The organism is Glutamicibacter sp. PAEs-4 (genome assembly GCF_051161755.1).
GTDB classification, from domain to species: Bacteria; Actinomycetota; Actinomycetes; order Actinomycetales; family Micrococcaceae; genus Glutamicibacter; species Glutamicibacter nicotianae.
In genome coordinates, this window is sequence record NZ_CP195017.1 from 1,934,611 (window position 1) to 1,953,043 (window position 18,433).

14 protein-coding genes are annotated in these 18,433 nt (G+C 61.3%); 9 read left to right on the forward strand and 5 right to left on the reverse strand.

Annotation, left to right across the window (positions count from 1 at the left end; genetic code table 11):
* Nucleotides 1–431 precede the first annotated feature (431 nt).
* The 4 genes from ACR9WD_RS09115 (at nt 432) to ACR9WD_RS09130 (ending at nt 4,013) form a co-directional block, all read left to right on the forward strand.
* On the forward strand, nt 432–1,055 hold the full coding sequence (locus ACR9WD_RS09115; RefSeq protein WP_190263625.1) for a vitamin K epoxide reductase family protein: 624 nt from the start codon (nt 432–434) through the stop codon (nt 1,053–1,055).
* A 269-nt stretch (nt 1,056–1,324) separates the two neighbouring features.
* Nucleotides 1,325–1,912, forward strand: a complete 588-nt coding sequence (locus ACR9WD_RS09120; RefSeq protein ID WP_073706135.1) for a GNAT family N-acetyltransferase — start codon at nt 1,325–1,327, stop codon at nt 1,910–1,912.
* A gap of 254 nt (nt 1,913–2,166) precedes the next feature.
* Complete coding sequence (locus ACR9WD_RS09125; RefSeq protein WP_121866906.1) at nt 2,167–3,468, forward strand: AI-2E family transporter; 1,302 nt, start codon at nt 2,167–2,169, stop codon at nt 3,466–3,468.
* Nucleotides 3,469–3,821: 353 nt separating this feature from the next.
* Nucleotides 3,822–4,013, forward strand: a complete 192-nt coding sequence (locus ACR9WD_RS09130) for a hypothetical protein (RefSeq protein WP_038990840.1) — start codon at nt 3,822–3,824, stop codon at nt 4,011–4,013.
* Between the two features lie 63 nt (nt 4,014–4,076).
* Here the strand turns inward: ACR9WD_RS09130 and ndk are convergent, their stop codons facing one another.
* Genes ndk through ileS form a run of 4 tightly spaced genes read right to left on the reverse strand, consistent with a single transcriptional unit; the run spans nt 4,077 to nt 9,577 of the window.
* The gene (ndk, locus tag ACR9WD_RS09135; RefSeq protein ID WP_038990838.1) at nt 4,077–4,493 is read right to left on the reverse strand and encodes a nucleoside-diphosphate kinase; all 417 of its coding nucleotides are present in this window, start codon (nt 4,491–4,493) and stop codon (nt 4,077–4,079) included.
* Between the two features lie 40 nt (nt 4,494–4,533).
* Nucleotides 4,534–4,965 (reverse strand): DUF4233 domain-containing protein, encoded by a 432-nt coding sequence (locus ACR9WD_RS09140; RefSeq protein ID WP_038990837.1) that lies wholly within the window; start codon nt 4,963–4,965, stop codon nt 4,534–4,536.
* Nucleotides 4,965–6,260 carry a bifunctional folylpolyglutamate synthase/dihydrofolate synthase gene (locus tag ACR9WD_RS09145; RefSeq protein WP_434923203.1) on the reverse strand — a complete coding sequence of 432 codons (1,296 nt, stop codon included), beginning with the start codon at nt 6,258–6,260 and terminating at the stop codon, nt 4,965–4,967. The genes ACR9WD_RS09140 and ACR9WD_RS09145 overlap by 1 nt, the downstream gene beginning before the upstream one ends.
* Before the next feature lie 56 nt (nt 6,261–6,316).
* On the reverse strand, nt 6,317–9,577 hold the full coding sequence (gene ileS, locus ACR9WD_RS09150) for an isoleucine--tRNA ligase (RefSeq protein WP_434921971.1): 3,261 nt from the start codon (nt 9,575–9,577) through the stop codon (nt 6,317–6,319).
* Nucleotides 9,578–10,026: 449 nt separating this feature from the next.
* Here ileS and helR point away from each other — a divergent pair, with 449 nt between their 5' ends.
* The 5 genes from helR to ACR9WD_RS09175 all read left to right on the forward strand — a co-directional run bounded on the left by helR (nt 10,027) and on the right by ACR9WD_RS09175 (nt 16,738).
* On the forward strand, nt 10,027–12,186 hold the full coding sequence (helR, locus tag ACR9WD_RS09155; protein ID WP_434921972.1) for an RNA polymerase recycling motor ATPase HelR: 2,160 nt from the start codon (nt 10,027–10,029) through the stop codon (nt 12,184–12,186).
* A 31-nt stretch (nt 12,187–12,217) separates the two neighbouring features.
* Nucleotides 12,218–13,465 carry a sensor histidine kinase gene (locus tag ACR9WD_RS09160; RefSeq protein ID WP_073706131.1) on the forward strand — a complete coding sequence of 416 codons (1,248 nt, stop codon included), beginning with the start codon at nt 12,218–12,220 and terminating at the stop codon, nt 13,463–13,465.
* Nucleotides 13,459–14,079 carry a response regulator gene (locus tag ACR9WD_RS09165; RefSeq protein ID WP_434923204.1) on the forward strand — a complete coding sequence of 207 codons (621 nt, stop codon included), beginning with the start codon at nt 13,459–13,461 and terminating at the stop codon, nt 14,077–14,079. Before ACR9WD_RS09160 ends, ACR9WD_RS09165 begins: the two co-directional genes overlap by 7 nt.
* Nucleotides 14,080–14,190: 111 nt before the next feature.
* Complete coding sequence (locus ACR9WD_RS09170; protein ID WP_434921973.1) at nt 14,191–16,293, forward strand: MMPL family transporter; 2,103 nt, start codon at nt 14,191–14,193, stop codon at nt 16,291–16,293.
* Nucleotides 16,286–16,738 carry a DUF2871 domain-containing protein gene (locus tag ACR9WD_RS09175; protein ID WP_038990831.1) on the forward strand — a complete coding sequence of 151 codons (453 nt, stop codon included), beginning with the start codon at nt 16,286–16,288 and terminating at the stop codon, nt 16,736–16,738. Before ACR9WD_RS09170 ends, ACR9WD_RS09175 begins: the two co-directional genes overlap by 8 nt.
* Nucleotides 16,739–16,969: 231 nt before the next feature.
* Here the strand turns inward: ACR9WD_RS09175 and ACR9WD_RS09180 are convergent, their stop codons facing one another.
* Nucleotides 16,970–18,424, reverse strand: coding sequence for an FAD-dependent oxidoreductase (locus ACR9WD_RS09180; RefSeq protein WP_073706128.1), 1,455 nt, complete (start codon nt 18,422–18,424; stop codon nt 16,970–16,972).
* Nucleotides 18,425–18,433: the final 9 nt, after the last annotated feature.

Consider the following 18,433-nt stretch of genomic DNA (forward strand, 5'->3'; position numbering starts at 1 on the left):
GCTGAAACTACAATCATCACGTGTCGCTTGGCCTACCTGACTTCCAGTAGGCCGGACACAAAAGCTCGCTATTTTCCGCGGGTTCAACGCAGGTCCAAAATTCTGAACCATGCGCAAATCCTGCGGATCAACGTGGCCTAAGAAAACCGGCTGCTTTCCTTTGCAGCCCTACGATCCGCGGTATTCCCTCGGGAGGCGCACATATTGGGCACTCAACCGAAGCGATGCATCGCCTGTCGATCTGTCGTTTCAAAAGTCTGTCGTCGGGTTGAAAGCAGACTGTGGATCCGCGAACAACCATTTACATTCTCTCATATTTCGTTCACGCCTTGTTCATTGCTTCTCACCTGTTGCACAGAAACGCTTCCTAGGATGAAAAAGCCCACGGCGGAATTACCCGCTTTCCTATGAACTTATGGAATAGTCAAAACATGGTTTCATCACTAGAAAATAGCCGCGGCTCGGGCGTGTTGCCCTGGTGGGCTAAGGAACGCGGCTTCGGTCTGTTCATCATCGTTACCGGGTTGGTCTCTTGGCTCGCCGCCGGAATCCTGGTTCTGGAACGCTTGGAGCTCTACAAGAACCCCGACTACATCACCAGTTGCGATGTTAATCCCTGGATCTCTTGTGGCACCGTGATGAAATCCGAGCAAGCAGGCATTTTCGGTTTCCCCAACCCCTTTTTCGGGATTGTCTGTTTCGCAGTGGTAATCACGATCGGCTTCGCCCTGCTCGCCGGCGCAAGCAACCTGAAGCGCTGGTTCTGGCTGAGCTTCCAGCTGGGCGTGACGGCGGCCATGGGGTTGGTGATCTGGTTCTGGTCCCAGGCCCTCTACGAAATCAATGCACTGTGCCCATACTGCATGGTCGTCTGGGTCATGACGATTCCATTGTTCGTCTTCACTACCGCACGCAATGTGCTCACCGGCGTGATTCCCGCAGGCCCCGGCGTGAAGAAGTTCTTCAGCGAGTGGAGCTGGATCATCACCGCTATCATCTGGGTGCTCCTCGCCGCATCGGTCGTCCTGCGTTTCCCGCACGCCTTCTTCGGCTAGAACAACTCCAGATCTCCTCACGTACCTGCGGGGCCGCCACTTCGGTGACGGCCCCGCAGTGCTGTTCCCGGCACTCCGCCCCACCCCGCCGGCCAAATAGGTCATGTCCAGACCTTGTACCACTTCTCGTTGCCCCCGGCGCGCCAATGCGCAAAGGAATCCCAATTCCCGCTGCGACTAGCGCTTATTGGACACATGGCGGCGCCTGCACGGCTTCGCCAACAACGATTTTCCGGGCACCGCTCAGCTAGACCCGGTAGATTGGATGCATGGCAAGTGACATATGGAACACAGAAAATGCCCAAGACTACGGAATTAATCTGCTAATTTCCGAACACATACGGCTGCGTGAACTGCAAGAGGAAGATCTTGCATTCCTCACCCAATGGTGGAACAGTCCGGAGTTCATGGCCCTGCAAGGCAACCTGGTACTTCCCCACCCGGTCACCGAGGCCGCAGAACTCTTTAAGTCCCGGAGCATCAACCGGGGCACCACCGACGGCGTTGGACTGTCGATCACGCTTCCCGACGATACGCTGATTGGTCACACAGCATTGTACGAATACAACGCTCCAGCGCGTTCTGCCGAGCTGATGATCATGATCGGCGGATCCAATGTTGGCCAGGGCTACGGCACAATGGCCATCAAGATGATCATCGATTACGGCTTCCGCGAAATGGGGTTGAACCGCATCGGCCTGAACGTCTGGGCATACAACGAGCGCGCGCTACGCACCTTCAACCGCGCAGGATTCCGTGAAGAGGGCAGGGTGCGCCAAGCCGGATTCCACGACGGCTCGTTCCACGACAAGATCATCATGGGGCTGCTGGCCAAGGAATACTTCAGCGCCAAATAGCCCGGAGAGGCAGCGAACAAGATTTGAAAGCAACGGGGCCGCGCAGCGCGCGGCCCCGTTGCTTTGCATGAGCTTGCCTCCAGAGCGCTTGTAAAATCAGCCAATAGTTGCAGGAATCTTCGGCTTAATGGTGCAGAAGCAGGTTCTATTGGCCTAGCCAACACTAAATAATCAGTCTTGCGGTGTTGCCCCGGAACCTTGTCAAGTCGTTAGCCTATTGTTAGAGCTATCAGAACCAGCTACAAGGAGCGACTATGGCTTTTTTCCGTAAGGTCAGGCTCGCCGCGTTGTCGAAGAACCAGTCTCAAGATGACAAGCCGACACCTGCCGAGCACCACCGCGTTCCGGCCAAGGACGCCAAACTAGAATTCACTGTCACCAGCTTGTGGACCGACTTGCTAGGCCGACTGGGCATCCGCAGCGCGCAGCTATTGATCGTTGGCGCTCTGGCAACGTTCCTCATCATCGGCATGCTCCGCTTGACCATGATCGTGATCCCGACATTGCTGGCCGTCATCATTTCCTGCGCGCTATGGCCACTTGTCGTCAAACTGCGCAAAATCGTTTCACCGATGCTGGCAGCATGGATCGTATTCCTCGGTTCGCTCTTGATCCTAGGAGGCATCGGCACCGGCCTGGTCTTCTCGGTCATCAGGGAATGGCCAAAGCTCGTTGACCAAGCTGTCGAGGGTTTCAACCAGCTCAATGAGATGGTCCAGGGCTTCATCGGCACGATGCCGTTCAACATCGACCAGAGCCAGATCGATAGCGTCGTTGAAACAATCACCGGATTCTTGACCAGTTCCCAGTTTGGCACCGGTGCATTGAACACGCTGAGCGCCGCCGGCAGCTTCGTCACTGGCTTGATCCTGCTTCTGGTGATCCTGTTCTTCTTCCTGAAGGACGGTGACAAGATCTGGGCCTTTGCCGTGTCGTGGACTCCACGCCACTACCGCAACAAGTGGATTCTCTCCGGCGATCGGGCCCTGCGCACCTTCGGCGGCTACATCCGCGGTACTGCCACCGTGGCCGCGGTAGATGCCTTGGGCATCACCGCAACATTGCTGATCGTGCAGGTGCCCTTGGCCATCCCGCTAGGTGTCATCGTCTTCCTCGGATCCTTCGTCCCGATGGTCGGTGCTACGGTTGCCGGAATCCTGGCCACGCTGATCGCCTTGGTGACCAACGGTCCAGTGATTGCGCTAATCGTGCTTGCCGCGGTGATCTTGGTGAATCAGCTGGAGGGCAACTTCCTCCAGCCGGTCGTCATGGCCAATGCCTTGAGCCTGCATGCGCTGGTCGTCTTGATGGCGCTGACCGCTGGCACCGTCCTGGCTGGCATCGTTGGCGCCGTCCTGGCGGTGCCGCTGGTTGCGGCAGCGTGGGCGGTGATCAAGGTGTGGACCGGGCGCGACAAGTCCGATGCGGTGGCTGAAGCCAGTGAAGACATCAAGTCCGAAGTTGAGATCAGCGAAGAGGACGCGGCTATCGAAAAGCTCGAAGCCAAGGAGAAGCACAGGGAACAGCACATGGAATCCCCTCAGGATTCTGCGTAATTGTCGCCAGTGGGGCGCTCCTGCATTGCAGGGGCGCCCCTTTCTTACGCCACTTAATGCTGTCGTTCGAATTATTTCCAAATAATTCTCAAGGAGTTCATGCGCCCTCCCAGCCCTGAATTTCCAGGGTTTTCACGCTGCGAGCAGAGCGTGGATGGCTAATCCCGCGTTGCCGTGCGTGTTGTTTCTGTGTTTAATGTGACTGAAGTGATGGAAGTGGAGCGACGCGGGATGCGCAAGCACCTTGAGAAGTCTTGCTGCATGTCTTCGTTTTCCCCAACAGGGAGAATCCCGCGCCATGCTTCGCCCGCAATCAATGCGCTAACGCGTACTGAAGACTGGGAGGTATCCACGTGCTGGAATCCAGCAATGACGGAGCAGATAAGTATTTTTCGCTGACCGTCGGCCCGATCGCCGACCGCCATCAGGTGGTCAGGATCGGTGCCGCGGAGCAGCTGCCACTGGACTCGGCCGCGCAGGCGTCCGGAAGTTCGGTACAGCAACCGTCCGCGCTCGCCCAGGACAGTTTGGATGACTGGTTCTAGGTTCCGCTTTCAGGTATCAAAAATCCCGGCAGCCCATGGCTGCCGGGATTTTTGCGTATCAGCTTACTTGCCGAACCAGATGCCGATCTCGCGCTCTGCGGACTCAACGGAGTCCGAGCCGTGGACCAGGTTCTGCTGGACCTTCAGGCCCCAGTCGCGGCCGAAGTCGCCACGAATGGTGCCTGGGGCTGCGGTGGTCGGGTCGGTGGTGCCGGCCAGCGAACGGAAGCCTGCAATGACGCTCTGGCCTTCAGCCACGATCGCCACCACTGGACCGGAGAGCATGAACTCCACCAGCGGCTCGTAGAACGGCTTGCCTTCGTGCTCTGCATAGTGCTCGGCGAGCAGCTCTCGAGTAGCTTCCAGCTGCTGCAGCTTGGCAATGGTGTAGCCCTTGGCTTCAATGCGGGCAAGGATCTGTCCGGTCAGGCCGCGCTTGACGCCATCTGGCTTGACCAGGATCAGGGTACGTTCAGTCATGTGACTACCTCTTCGTATCGTTGATGTACTTCTTGGAATCTTAGGCTTGCTCGGGGTTGGCTTTTTCCCAGGCTTCCTGGGCGGCGGCACGGCGCTTGTTTTCCACGTCGATTTCCTCGCCCTTGGACAGCGCAAACCACCAGCACAGGGCGAACGCCGCGGCCAGGTAGAACATGTCCACCAGGATGAAGCCGCTCAGGAAGAACACTACCTGCAGGATCCAGCCGATGATGTAGCCGATCTTCTTGCCCAGCAGGGCGCAGTTGAAGATGCACAGCAGCGCCACGGCAGCGCCGAGGCTGAGCACCACTGCGGGTTCGCCGCGCTTGAGCCCGAAGGCCGCGAGGGTGACGAACACCGCCAGCAGCGCCTCGCAGACCAGCACGGTTGATGCGAACATCATCTTCGTGGAACGCTGCTTCTTCTTCATCCCAGGTCGCCACTCGCGCTGGGCACGGGTGAGTTTTGCCATTAGGACTTGCCTCCCTTGAGCAATAGTGAAATCTCGCCCACCAGTGTAATCGAACCGGTGACCAGCACTCCGCCGGACAGGTCGTTGCCTGCCTCCGCACGGCCAACGGACCACTCGATGGCGTCTTCCAGGTTTTCGGTGACGTGGATGTCAGCTTCCGGCCAGCCGGCATCGATGGCCAGGGTGGACAGCTCGCCGGCGGGAATTGCTCGCGGCGAGGAGGACTGGGTGATGCAGATGTCCTCGACCATGTCCCCGTATTCCTCGCGCAGGGTGTAGAGCATCGCCTCGGCGTCCTTCTCCTGCAGGATGCCGACCATCAGGACCAGACGCGTGAAGCCGAAGGATTCCTTGATCGCTTCCGCGGTGACGCGGATGCCGTCCGGGTTGTGCCCGGCATCCACCAGGATGCTCGGGGCCGCACGCAGCAGTTCCAGCCGGCCCGGGCTCGTCGCCGCGGCGAAGCCGTCGCGGACCAGGTCGGCGTTCAGCTCGCGCTGTCCGCCGCCGAGGAATGCCTCCACCGCGGCCAAGGCCACGGTGGCGTTCTGCGCCTGGTGGGCGCCGAACAGCGGCAGGAAGATCTCGTCGTAGCGGGCAGCCTGGCCCTGGATGGACAGCAGCTGCCCGCCCACGCCATGCTGGCGATCCAGCAGCTTGAAGTCCAGGGTGTCGAAGGCCGCCGGCACGTCGAGCTCCCGGGCACGGGCCAGCAGCACGTCGGCCGCGTCCACCGGCTGCACCGAGGAGACCAGATAGCCTCCGGGCTTGAGGATGCCGACCTTTTCCTCGGCGATCTCCCCCGGGGTATCCCCGAGCAGGTCGGTGTGGTCCAGCGAGATCGGGGTGATCACCGAAACATCGGCATCGGCCACGTTGGTGGCATCGGTGATGCCGCCCAGGCCCACTTCGAGCACCACCACATCCACCGGGACCTCGGCGAAGACCGCGAAGGCGAGGATGGTGACAGCCTCGAAGTAGGTCAGCTTGTTTTCCCCGCGCTCGACGAGCTCGGCGTCCACGATCTCAAGGAACGGGCTGATCTCATCCCATACGCGCACGAAGGAATCGTCCTCCACCGGCGCACCGTCAATGGCGATGCGCTCGGTGACCGAAATCAGGTGCGGCGAGGAGTAGCGGCCGGTGCGCAGATCGTGCGCCATCAGCAGCGATTCGATCATGCGTGCGGTCGAGGTCTTGCCGTTGGTGCCGGTGATGTGGATGACCGGGCAGGCCTTGTTGGGCTCGCCGAGGATCTCCATGGCCCGGAACATCGGAGCCATGCGCGGCTCCATCTTGTTCTCCGGGGCCCGGGACAGCAATTGCGCGTAGACGCGGTCCAGTTCGCTCACTAGTTGGCCTCGACTTTGCCGGAATCCAGCTTGGCCACGGCAACCTGCTCGCCCTGGGCCGAATCGTCGGCGACGAGCTCCAGCTGCGCGCTCAGGGTTTCGCCGGCCACCAGCTCGCGGTTGGCTTCCAGCGCCGCGATCGTGGCCGCGCTGGCGGTGATCACGGTGCGGATGCGGTCCGAAACCTGCAGGTCCGCGTCCTTGCGGGCGGACTGGATGGAGCGGATCATGTCGCGGGCGGTGCCCTCGGCGGCCAGCGCCTCGGTGACCTCGGTATCCAGCACCAGGAAGCCGCCATCGATGACCGCCGCGGCGATCTCGCCGGCCGCATCCACCACGGTGTCCAGGGTGTATTCGCCCTCGGCCAGTTCCAGGCCGCCGGCGGTGACAACACCGTTGGCGACGGACCAGTCCCCGGACTTGGCGCCCTTGATCGCCTGCTGCACGTTCTTGCCCAGGCGCGGGCCGGCGGCACGGGCGTTGACCACCAGCTGCTGGCTGATGCCGTAGCTGGCAGCGTCCACGCCCTCGGCGTCGATCAGGGTCACTGCCTTCAGGTTCAGCTCGTCCTTGATGATCGATGCGTAGGTGCCCTCCAGGCGGGCGGCATCGGTGAGCACGACCTTCAGCTCGGCCAGCGGCAGGCGCACGCGCAGGTTCTTGGCCTTGCGCAGCGAGGAGCCCACCGAGCAGATCTTGCGGGTGGTTTCCATGGTTTCCAGCAACGCGGCGTCGGCCGGGAACTGCTCGGCATCCGGCCAGTCGGCCAGGTGCACCGAGCGCTGCCCGGTCAGCCCGCGGAAGATCTCCTCGCTGGCCAGCGGCAGCAGCGACGCGGTGACCTTCACCAGGGTTTCCAGCGCGGTGTACAGGGTGTCGAAGGCCTGGGTGTCCTCGTCGAAGAAGCGCTGGCGCGAGCGGCGCACGTACCAGTTGGTCAGCGTGTCCATGTAGTGGCGCACCGCCTCGGTGGCATCGGAAACCTCGTAGGAATCCAGCGCCTCGGTGACCTCGCGCACCAGCTGGCCGGTGGCGGCCAGCATGTACGCATCCAGCGGGTCGGTGGAAGCGGTGGTGAACTTGGCCTCGTAGCCGGCTGAGTTGTTGGCGGAGTTGGTGTACAGGTTGAAGAAGTGCCAGACGTTCCACAGCGGCAGCAGCACCTGGCGCACGCCATCGCGGATGCCCTGCTCGGTGACCACCAGGTTGCCGCCGCGCAGGATCGGGCTAGCCATCAGGAACCAGCGCATCGCATCCGAGCCGTCGCGGTCCAGGACCTCGGTGACATCCGGGTAGTTGCGCAGAGACTTGGACATCTTCTGCCCGTCCGAGCCGAGCACGATGCCGTGGGAGATCACGTTGGTGTAGGCCGGGCGGTCGAACAGCGCGGTGGACAGCACGTGCATGGTGTAGAACCAGCCACGGGTCTGGCCGATGTACTCGACGATGAAGTCCGCCGGATGGTGGCCGGAATCGAACCATTCCTGGTTGTCGAACGGGTAGTGCACCTGGGCGTAGGGCATCGAGCCGGAGTCGAACCAGACGTCGAGCACGTCTTCCACGCGGGTCAGCGTGCCGCCTTCGGCACAGCCTTCGTGGGCGCGGGTCAGCTCGTCGATGAACGGGCGATGCAGATCCGGCTGGCCTTCGTGGTTCACCGGCAGGCGGCCGAAGAAGTCCTTCAGCTCGGCCAGCGACCCGAAGACCTCGCGGTGGGTGCACTCGGCGCCCGAGCATTCCCAGACCGGGATCGGCGAACCCCAGTAGCGGTTGCGCGAGATCGACCAGTCGCGGGCGTTTTCCAGCCACTTGCCGAACTGGCCGTGCTTCACGTTGCCCGGGATCCAGTTGATCTGCTCGTTCAGCTCGACCATGCGGTCCTTGAACTTGGAGACCTCGACGTACCACGAGGAGATCGCGCGGTAGATCAGCGGGGTGCGGCAGCGCCAGCAGTGCGGGTAGGAGTGCTCGTAGGAAGCCTGCTTGACCAGCTTGGCCTCGTCCTTGAGCACATTGGTGATGGTCTTGTTCGCATCGAAGACCTGCACGCCGACGATGTCGGCCAGCGGCCCGCCGGCGAAAACCGGCAGGAACTTGGCGCCCTCGTCCACCGAGAGGATCACCGGGATGCCGTGCTCTTCGCAGACCTTCTGGTCATCCTCGCCGTAGGCCGGAGCCTGGTGCACGATGCCGGTGCCGTCGGCCACGGTGACATAGTCGGCGGTGACGATCTGCCAGGCGTTTTCGGTGCCGTACTTCTCGGTGTCGGTGTAGGTGTCCCACAGCGGGGCGTAGCGCACGCCGGCCAGGTCGGCGCCGGTGTAGCTGGCGGTGACCGCGGCGGCGGCTTCCTTGGCGTCTTTGTAGCCCAGGTCCTTGGCATAGGAGCCGAGCAGGTCGCGGGCCAGCAGGAATGGGCCGGCGGCGGCAGAGGCCTTCACGCCAGCTTCGCCGGCTGGGAGAACGACGTACTCGATGTCCGGGTGCACGGCCAGCGCCTCGTTGGTCGGCAGGGTCCACGGGGTGGTGGTCCAGGCCAGGGCCTGCACGCCGGCCAGGGCCTTGGAGGCCTCGGTTTCGCCGGCAAGGATGGTGAAGCCGACGGTAACGGTCTGGTCCTGGCGGTTCTTGTAGACGTCGTCGTCCATGCGCAGCTCGTGGTTGGACAGCGGCGTCTCGTCCTTCCAGCAATACGGGAGCACACGGAAGCCCTGGTAGGTCAGCCCCTTGTCGGACAGCTGCTTGAAGGCCCAGATGACCGATTCCATGAACTCGACGTTCAGGGTCTTGTAGTCGTTTTCGAAGTCGACCCAGCGAGCCTGGCGGTTCACGTACTCTTTCCACTCGTCGGCGTACTTCATCACCGAGGTGCGGCAGGCGTCGTTGAACTTGTCGATGCCCATGGCTTCGATCTGCTTCTTGTCGGTCATGCCCAGCTGCTTCATGGCTTCCAGCTCGGCTGGCAGGCCGTGGGTGTCCCAGCCGAAGCGGCGCTCGACGCGCTTGCCGCGCTGGGTCTGGTAGCGAGCGACGAGGTCCTTGACATAGCCGGTGAGCAGGTGGCCGTAGTGCGGCAGGCCGTTGGCGAAGGGAGGGCCATCGTAGAAGACGAACTCTTCGCCTTCGCGCTGGTCGATGGAGGCCTGGAACGTGTTGTCGTTCTTCCAGTATTCGAGGACGCGCTTCTCAAGTTCTGGGAATCGCGGTGAAGCCGGGGTCGAACCGGTTGGGTCTGTAGTGACCTTCGGGTAGAAGCTCATCGAATGGGCCGTCCTTCAAGCGTAGGGTCGATAAATCCTTGCCTACGAGGACGGCGATAATGCCGCGGTACCACCCCGCTTATCCCCCACCTAAATCGCGGAGAACCACTTATCATCAGCTGTGACGGGCTGGTCCCGTTCGGTTCTACTTGGCAAACCCGAGGTTCGCGGTTCTTCCGAAGACTCACCGGTGATAGCCGGATCGAAGTCGCAGTCCTTATATCGTACCGCGTGATGCGCGTGGTGAAAATTCCCAGATCACCCAAGATGGCAATGAGTTCAGGCTCACAGCCTTGTGGCCCAAGCACCGAGGAAAGGGGCTGATGCAGGGGAATCTCCGTTGCCTGCATTTTCAGGATAGCGCGTTGAGGGGGCCTTGCCGCAAGGCCCCACCCATGGCCCATAATCGATACCTTCCCCACGAGAACCATCCAGACCAGGGAGCCTGCGTGCCTGCTGCAACTTCAATCACCAGCTACTTCGATTCCATCCACGAACATGCCACACCCGAACTCGCGAAAGACATCGCGCAGGACCAGCAACGGCTGGAAGAGATCGCCGCGCGCATCAAGCAGCTCCGCTCCGAAGCGGTTGAGCGCATCGCTGCACGCGGCAAGGACCGGGCCGGCACCCTCCAGCAATCCCTGCAGCGCGATGTCGAGCTCAACGAACTGGCTAAGCGCCTGCGCCAGCTGGACCTCATGGGACCATACGCCTGCCTGGGGTACATGCAATTCGCCCAGACCGGCGAGCGCCTCTACATCGGACGAGCCGGCTTGAGCGATGCCCAAGGCAAGCAGCTGATGGTGGACTGGCGCACCCCGGCGGCCGAACCATTCTTCGCTGCCACGCATGAAGAGAGCTACGGGCTGTCGATGCGTCGCCGCTACCGCTGGCGCCGCCAGCGCATTTCCGACTACTGGGACGAAGTATTCGATTCCTCCCAGCTGCAATCCCATACCCGCCTGGATGACCACTCATCGTTTCTCGCGTCGCTTGGCAGCAAGCGCACACCGAAAATGCAGGACGTCCTCTCGACGATCCAGTCCGATCAGGACGCGATCATCCGCAGCAGCTCGCGCGGAGCACTGGTGGTTGACGGCGGGCCAGGCACCGGCAAGACGGTCGTCGCCCTGCACCGCGCCGCGTACTTGCTCTACGCGGATCAGCGCCTGCGCAGCCAAGGAGGCAAGGTGCTGGTCGTGAGTCCGCATGAAGCCTACTCCTCCTATGTCTCTGATATCCTGCCGAATTTGGGAGAGGATGATGTTCTCATTGCCACTCTTTCGAACATAGTTTCGATAGGGCAAGATCTCCCTGCCGAACAAGATCCCGAAGTCCAGCGCATTAAATCCAGTGCCGCCATGCTGAGTGCGCTGAAGAAAGCAGTCGAGGTCTTTGAAGAGCCGCCCGCCACCGAGGTGGTGCTCGATATCGGTGAATTCCAAGCCACGGCTACTGCGCAACTATGGCGCGACGCGGTGGGCATGATCGACTCCGAGACCCCGCACAACGAAGCGCGCATCCAATTGCGCGAAGCTCTGGTTGACCTGCTGCTCCCCCAGCTAGGAGGCAGCAATGCCCCTGAACCGCAACTTCGCGCCGATGCGGCACGAAGTTCTGCACTCGGAGCGCTGCTCAATGAATACTGGCCCATCCTGGATCCGCTGAATCTCCTGAAGGCTTTGTTTTCGACGCCCGCATTGCTTCGGTACAGCGGCTCGGAACTCACTGACGACCAGATCGAGAAGTTGCTGTCCGACCCACGTCCAGTCGCATGGACGACATCAGATATTCCGTTGATCGATTATTCCCGCTATCTGATCGGAGACCAGGACAGCGAGACCAGCCATCGTGACGAGCAGTCTCGAATCCATGCAGAGCGAAACCGATGGACGAACGTCATAGACGATCTGATGGCCTCGGCTGATGACAAGGAAGACCTGGCATCTCAGCTCATGCACCACGATCTCCAGGAGCATCTGCTCAGCCATAGCTTGGAGACCCCGTTGGCGAAGGAAAGTTTCGACGGGCCCTTCTCGCATGTCGTCGTCGATGAAGCCCAAGACCTGACCGATGCCCAATGGGCAATGATCCAACGCCGTTGCCCGTCGGGCAGCCTGACGATTGTCGGCGACAGGGCCCAGGCCGTTGACGGTCTCAGCACGTCATGGGAACAGCGGCTAGCAAGCATTGGCATTCACGACATCTCCATCTCCCGGTTGCGGGTCAACTACCGCAGCACCGCACAGATCATGGAAGCCGCAGCAGCGCAGATCCTGCCGGAGATGCCGGAGGCCAACGTGCCGCAATCGCTGCGAGCAAACGGTGCACCGGTACGCTACGCCCATCCTTCACACCTCAAGAAGATTCTCGACCAATGGCTGGCCGAAAATAATGAAGGCACCGCTGCGGTGATTGGGCTTCCGGGTTTCCCCGCCTCCGAACGAGTCAGCGTGCTGACTCCTGAACACGCCAAGGGACTGGAATTCGATCTGGTGCTCGTCTGCCAACCTGAGAACTTCGGCCAGACCCGGCGCGGCGCAGTACGCCGGTACGTGGCCATGACCCGAGCGACAGCTCAATTGGTCATATTGGCCGAGCAATGACCATCGGGCAGCCTTTAGTAGGCTGGCTTCCATGAGCACTGCCGAACCGCAACGGTTGGAAACCCGGAATCAACAGCACGCCTTCGCCTCACCAAGCGTGCTGCGTTGGGGCCAGCATTTGGTCACGGCGATTCTCCTTGCCATTGCGCTGCTGCGACAGCTAGCAACTCAGGATGCCGCGTTGCCTGCCATCCTCGTCTCAGTGCTTTTCGCTGGCTGGTACAGCGCAGGCTTCATTGCCCATTCCAAGGCTGGCGCCTTCGCGGTGCGCGCATGGTGGCTGGCACTGCTGCTCGGGATCTGGGTAGCAAGCCTCTTCGTTTCGGCCGAATTCATGTGGCTCGCCTTCAGCCTGTGGCTGCTCTTGGGCCACCAGCTGCCGTTCCTACCCTCAATCTTGTGGTCGGTGGTCGTCTACGCCTTTACGCTGCTTGCTCCGTATCTGCACCATGGGCGACTGAGCATTGCGGCCATAGCCGGTCCATTAGTCGGCGGCTTGTTCGCTTGGGGCATTTCCCGCGGTTACCTGCAGATGGAACGCGATGCCCAAGTGCGCACCTCGCTCGTGAATTCCCTGGTCCGCGCCCAGCATGAAATGGCCGACCTCCAAGAGGAACTTGCGAGGTCGCAGCACGAGGCGGGCATCGCCACGGAACGCACGCGCCTGGCCCGCGAAATCCATGACACCGTCGCACAGCAGCTGTCCTCCATCGGCCTGCATGCCAAGGCGGCAGAGGCCTCCAAGGAACCGGACGCAGCCGAGAAAGCACTGGTTCGCATTGATGAGCTTTCCGGACAGGCGCTGACCGATTTGCGCCGCATTATCGCCGCGCTCGCACCCGCTGAACTGGATTCGCAGGCACTGGCCGGCGCATTGAACCGGATACTGGAGAATTTCGAAGCTGATTCGAACGTCGGCACCCGGCTGGACATCGAGCCGGGTTTGCCCGCCCTGGAGCCCAGCGTGCAGATTGCCTTGCTGCGCACCGCGCAGTCGGCGCTCTCTAACGTCCTTCGCCATGCCCACGCTTCAATCGTTGCTATCAGCTTGAGCAGCAGTGGCGACGAAGTCCGCCTGGATATCGTGGATGACGGTGTTGGGTTCACGCCGAATTCCGGTCCCGCGCAAACCAGCACCGAGGCTGGCGGGTTCGGCCTGAAAGCCATGAACCAGCGGCTGCGGGAGCTCGGCGGCGGACTGGACATCGAAAGCTCCCCAGGCGAAGGCACAGCACTGTGCGCGCATCTTCCGATCAACGTCGCAAAGGACAAATCGTGATCCGCATCCTCTTAGTCGATGACCATCCCATCGTTCGCACCGGGTTGCGGGCGCTTTTTGAGAACTTCGGAGACATCGCAGTGATCGGCGAGGCCTCCAGCGGCGAGGAAGCGCTAGCGTTCGTCAAGGACAACCCGGTTGATGTCGTGCTGTGCGATCTGCGCCTCGGTGCCGGGATGAACGGCGCGCAGACCACGGTAGCCATCCGCAAGCTATCCAAGCCTCCCCACGTGTTGATCCTGACCACGTTCGACAAGGACTCGGAAATCTTGGCCTGCATCGAAGCCGGAGCCGCCGGCTATCTGCTCAAGGACGTCAGTGCGCAAACCATCGTGGATTCCATTCGCCAAGCCGCAGCCGGCCACATGGTGCTGGCCCCGGAGATGGCCCAGCGGGTTGTCGAGGGCATGCGTCGGCCAAAGATCGAGCTGACTGCACGCGAGAAAGACGTGCTGGCCCAACTGGCTACGGGTGCCGGAAACAAGCAGATCGCCAAGGCGCTGTTCGTGTCTGAGGCAACGGTGAAGACCCATCTGGTGCATATCTTCGACAAGCTTCAAGCATCCAGTCGCACAGATGCCATCAACAAGGCGAAAGACCACGGCTTGCTCTAGGTTCTACCGGCATTCGGAAGACACGCCGGTAACCGCCTCAACCTTTCGGTTGAACTTTTATTCGCCCTTTTCCACGATGGATTGGCCTGCAAAAAATCATTAACTGGAACTATGAAAGTTCCAGTAATTTCCCGGGTCGGCGATTCGCTGACCAGCCGGCGCGGCGCTCGCCTGTGGGCCGTCGGCATCGTCGCAGCAATTCTCGTCCTCTTTGGCGCGCTGAGCAGCGTCCAGGCTCCGGCCCGGTCTGCGAGCTCGCTGGTTGGCGATTCGGATTCGGCCAAGGTCGCCCAGCTCATCGATGCGAACTCCAACGAGTCCGAAACCACGCCCCTGCTGGTGGCCAGCCGTGGCGACGGCAACGCGCTCAGCGACAACGACCGCGCAATGATTGATCGCCAGGCAGACGCCTTGGGTCACGCAGCGAACGTCACCGCTGGCCGCACCATGGCCAGCGAGGATCAGCAGGCAGCCATGGTTCCGCTCTCCTGGAATACCGTGTCCGATGCGGCCGACCGGGAAACACTCAAGTCGATTCGAAGCTGGATCCAGGATCATCCATCAGCAGATTTGCAGCTTCAGGTCACCGGGCCTACCGCCTTTGCAGTCGATGTCACCAATGCATTTGCCGGTGCCGACTTCACCCTCTTGGCAGTCACCGTGGCAATCGTGGCTGTCTTGCTGATCTTGACCTACCGATCGCCGGTGCTCTGGCTGATCCCGTTGGCGGTCGTTGCCATCGCCGACCGCAGCGCCTCTCTGGTGGCCAACCTGCTGGGCAATGCCTTCGACCTGCACTTCGATTCCGGCGTGCTCAGCGTCCTGGTTTTCGGCGCAGGCACCAACTACGCCCTGCTGCTGATCTCCAGGTACCGCGATGAGTTGCATAAGCATGCTGATCACCGCCAGGCGCTGGCCAAAGCCTGGGCATCCAGCTTCGAGGCCATTCTCACTTCAAACCTGACCGTGGTCTTGGCTCTGCTCACCCTGGGCCTGGCAGTCATGGACGATACGCGCGGATTGGGTATCGTTTGCGCCGTCGGCTTGCTGATCGCGGCGATCTTCGCGTTGTTCCTCTTACCCCCGATCCTGGCCATGTGCGGCCGCAACGCCTTCTGGCCATTGATTCCCCGTCCAGGACAGGAAGCCAAGACGGACAACTTCTTCGGCCGTGCAGCTCGCTCCGTGATGAACCGTCCGGGACTGAACCTCACCGCGATGGCACTATTGCTTCTGGTGCTTGCCGGAGCACTCACCGGTACGCGTATTGGCCTGGATCAAACCCAGCAATTCCGAACGGCAACCGAATCCTCCAGCGCCATGGACCTGCTGGCAGAGCATTTCCCCGCCGGGGAAACCCAGCCGGTCACCGTCTTGGCGCAGGGTGCAGGGACTGGCCCATTGCGAGATGAATTCGCTCGCCTTGAGAACGTGAAACGCGTCGGCGAGGCAAGCCAGCTCGGCACTACCGCGTGGCAGGAGTTCTCGGTGATTCCCGACGTTGATCCCAACTCGGCGAAGGCCCAGGATCTTGTGCAGCAGCTGCGTGATGCCGCAGCCCGTGGAGGCGACGGCCAGGTGCTGATTGGCGGACAGAGCGCAGAACAACTGGATTCACATCAAATGCACCTGCGAGACCTCTACGTGATTGCGCCGCTGATCATGATGATCTGCTTCGTGATGCTCGGCTGGCTCACCCGTTCATGGCGCACTGCCCTGGCTCTGGGAGTGGTGAACCTGCTCAGTGCTGCAGCTGCTGTCGGATTGGGTTCGCTGGTTTCCTCAGTCGTCTTCGAGGCTGACGCGCTGGATGTCCAAGTGCCGCTGTTGGCCTTCGTCTTCCTGGTAGCGCTCGGCGTGGACTACACGATCTTCCTGACCCAGCGCGTGCGCCAGGATGCACAGGCGCTGGAACTGCATGAAGCAGTTGCCTTGGCAGCAAGCCGCACCGGATCAGTCATCACCAGTGCCGGGCTCGTGCTCGCCGGAGTATTCGCCGCCCTGGCGACCTTGCCGCTGACCGTCCTGGGCCAGCTCGGCCTGATCGTCGGACTCGGCGTCCTGCTGGACACATTCGTTGTTCGGACCTTGCTGCTGCCCGCGCTGTTCGCGGTCCTGGGTTCGGCCAAGCGCCCGGTCTTCGGCCACGTTTCCTCCCCTGCGGAAGCATCTGCAGAACTAACCACTCAGAAAGAAAGCAACATCAATGCGTAAGCTCGTCAATTTCTCCTTCACCTACATGATCCTCGGAGTCGCCTCTGGTCTCTTCTACCGGGAATTCACCAAGATGAACGGTTTCCCGGAGGGAGCGTGGACCCAGCTATCGGTAGTCCATACCCATCTGCTCGTCCTCGGCTTCATCATCCTGCTGCTGGTGCTCCTGCTGGAGAAGGCCTTCGTCCTGAGCCAGCATCGCAAGCTCTTCGCATGGTTCATGGGAACCTACAACGCGGGTGTGCTCCTCACTGCGGGCATGCAGCTCACCCACGGCATCATGACCGTGCTGGGCATCGAGTCCTCCAAGATGGTCTCCGGCATCGCGGGCCTTGGACACATGTCGATCACTGCAGGCATGATCCTGCTGTTCATCATGCTCCGCCGCAGTGTCGGCGCCGGTGATCAACAGAAGGCCCCACGGAAGCGGGCAGTCGAGGGCTAGGCAATCGGCCCGTCGTCGATTTGCCGTTCCCGGCTGGCCGGTGAACTGGCTGGCTGGGCGGGTCTGAACATCGCGCGGTGGCCCTGGCAGCAGCGCTGCTCATGGCAGCTGATACTGATTCGGCCGGTAGCAAGTCGAAGAAGTTGCGGGCTGAAAACACCAATGGGCAGGGTCCCTCAGCAGATTTGCCGAGGGACCCTGCCCATTGCGTGCTAGAGCCCGGGGTGAAACTTACAGGCTCTCAACCAATTTTTTTGCCGAAGAGAATTCCATCATCGCTTCGCGCTCAACAACCTTGATGCGGTCGCGGGTGATCTCGCCGAAACGGGTCGAAACGGTGCCGGCCGCAGCGCCCAGCTCCTTCTCGTGGGCATCCAGGTTCTTCCAGCCCTCCCAGTTGGAGAAGTTCACGCCGCGGCTTTCCAGCAGCTCGGCGATCTTCTGGGAAGAATCCGGCTGTGCCAGCTTGGTGAGATCTTCAAGCAGGTGGGTGATCGTCTCCAAGGCGTCGCCCTTGGTGTGGCCAATCAGGCCGATAGGGCCGCGCTTGATCCAGCCGGTGGCGTACAGGCCAGGAACGTGATTGCCCGAAGCATCCAGCACACGGCCTTCAGCGTTTGGCAGCACGCCCTTGGCACCGTCGTATTCAATGTCATTGACCGCTGAGCCGAAGTAGCCGACTGCACGGTAGATGGCCTGCAGCGGGTACTCGATGAATTCACCGGTACCGCGTGCGCCACCATTGCCGTCAAGCTCATTGCGCTCAACCTTCAGACCGGAAACCTTGCCATCCTCACCCAGAACCTCGACCGGGGACTGCAGGAAGTGCAGGTGCAGGCGACGCGAGGCGCTTGGAGCTTCTTCGCGTTCTTCCTGCTCGATCAGCCAGTTGGTCAGCGTGGAGACCATGGTCTTGGTCTGGTTATTGGTCTTCATGGCTTCGTCCGAGGCCTTGTCGAATTCGAAGTCCTCCGGGTACAGCACGATGTCCACGTCCTTGGAGTGCGAGAGTTCGCGCAGTTCCAGCGGGGTGAACTTGACCTGTGCCGGACCGCGGCGGCCGAAGACGTGCACGTCGGTGACGGCCGAGTCGTTCAGCTGCTCGTAGATGTGCTCCGGGATTTCGGTTTCCAGCAGCTGGTCAGCGTGCTTTGAGAGAATGCGGGCGACGTCCAAGGCGACGTTGCCGTTGCCGATGACGGCAACTTCCTTGGCCGAGAGGTCCCAGTTCTTGTCGGCATCCGGGTGCGCGTCGTACCAGGAAACGAAGTCGGCGCCGCCGAAGGAGCCGTCAAGATCGATGCCCGGAATATTCAGGTCGGCGTCCTTCTGGGCGCCGGTCGAGATGATCACTGCATCGTAGCGGGTGCGCAGGTCCTCCAGCGAGATGTCCCGACCCAGGCCGACGTTGCCGTAGAAGTCGATCCAGTCGTTGTCGAGCACCTTGTGCAGGGCATTGATGATGCCCTTGATGCGTGGGTGGTCAGGCGAAACGCCGTAGCGGATCAATCCGAAGGGAGTCGGCAGCTCGTCGAAGAGGTCAACGTGCAGCTTCAGTTCGCCGGAGGCGACTGGCTGGCTCTTGTTCAGCAGGTCGGCGGCGTAGATGCCAGCTGGACCGGCACCAACGATGGCAACACGCAGCGCCCGGGAAGTGAGGTGCTCAGGGACGGTAATTTCACTCATCAAACAACT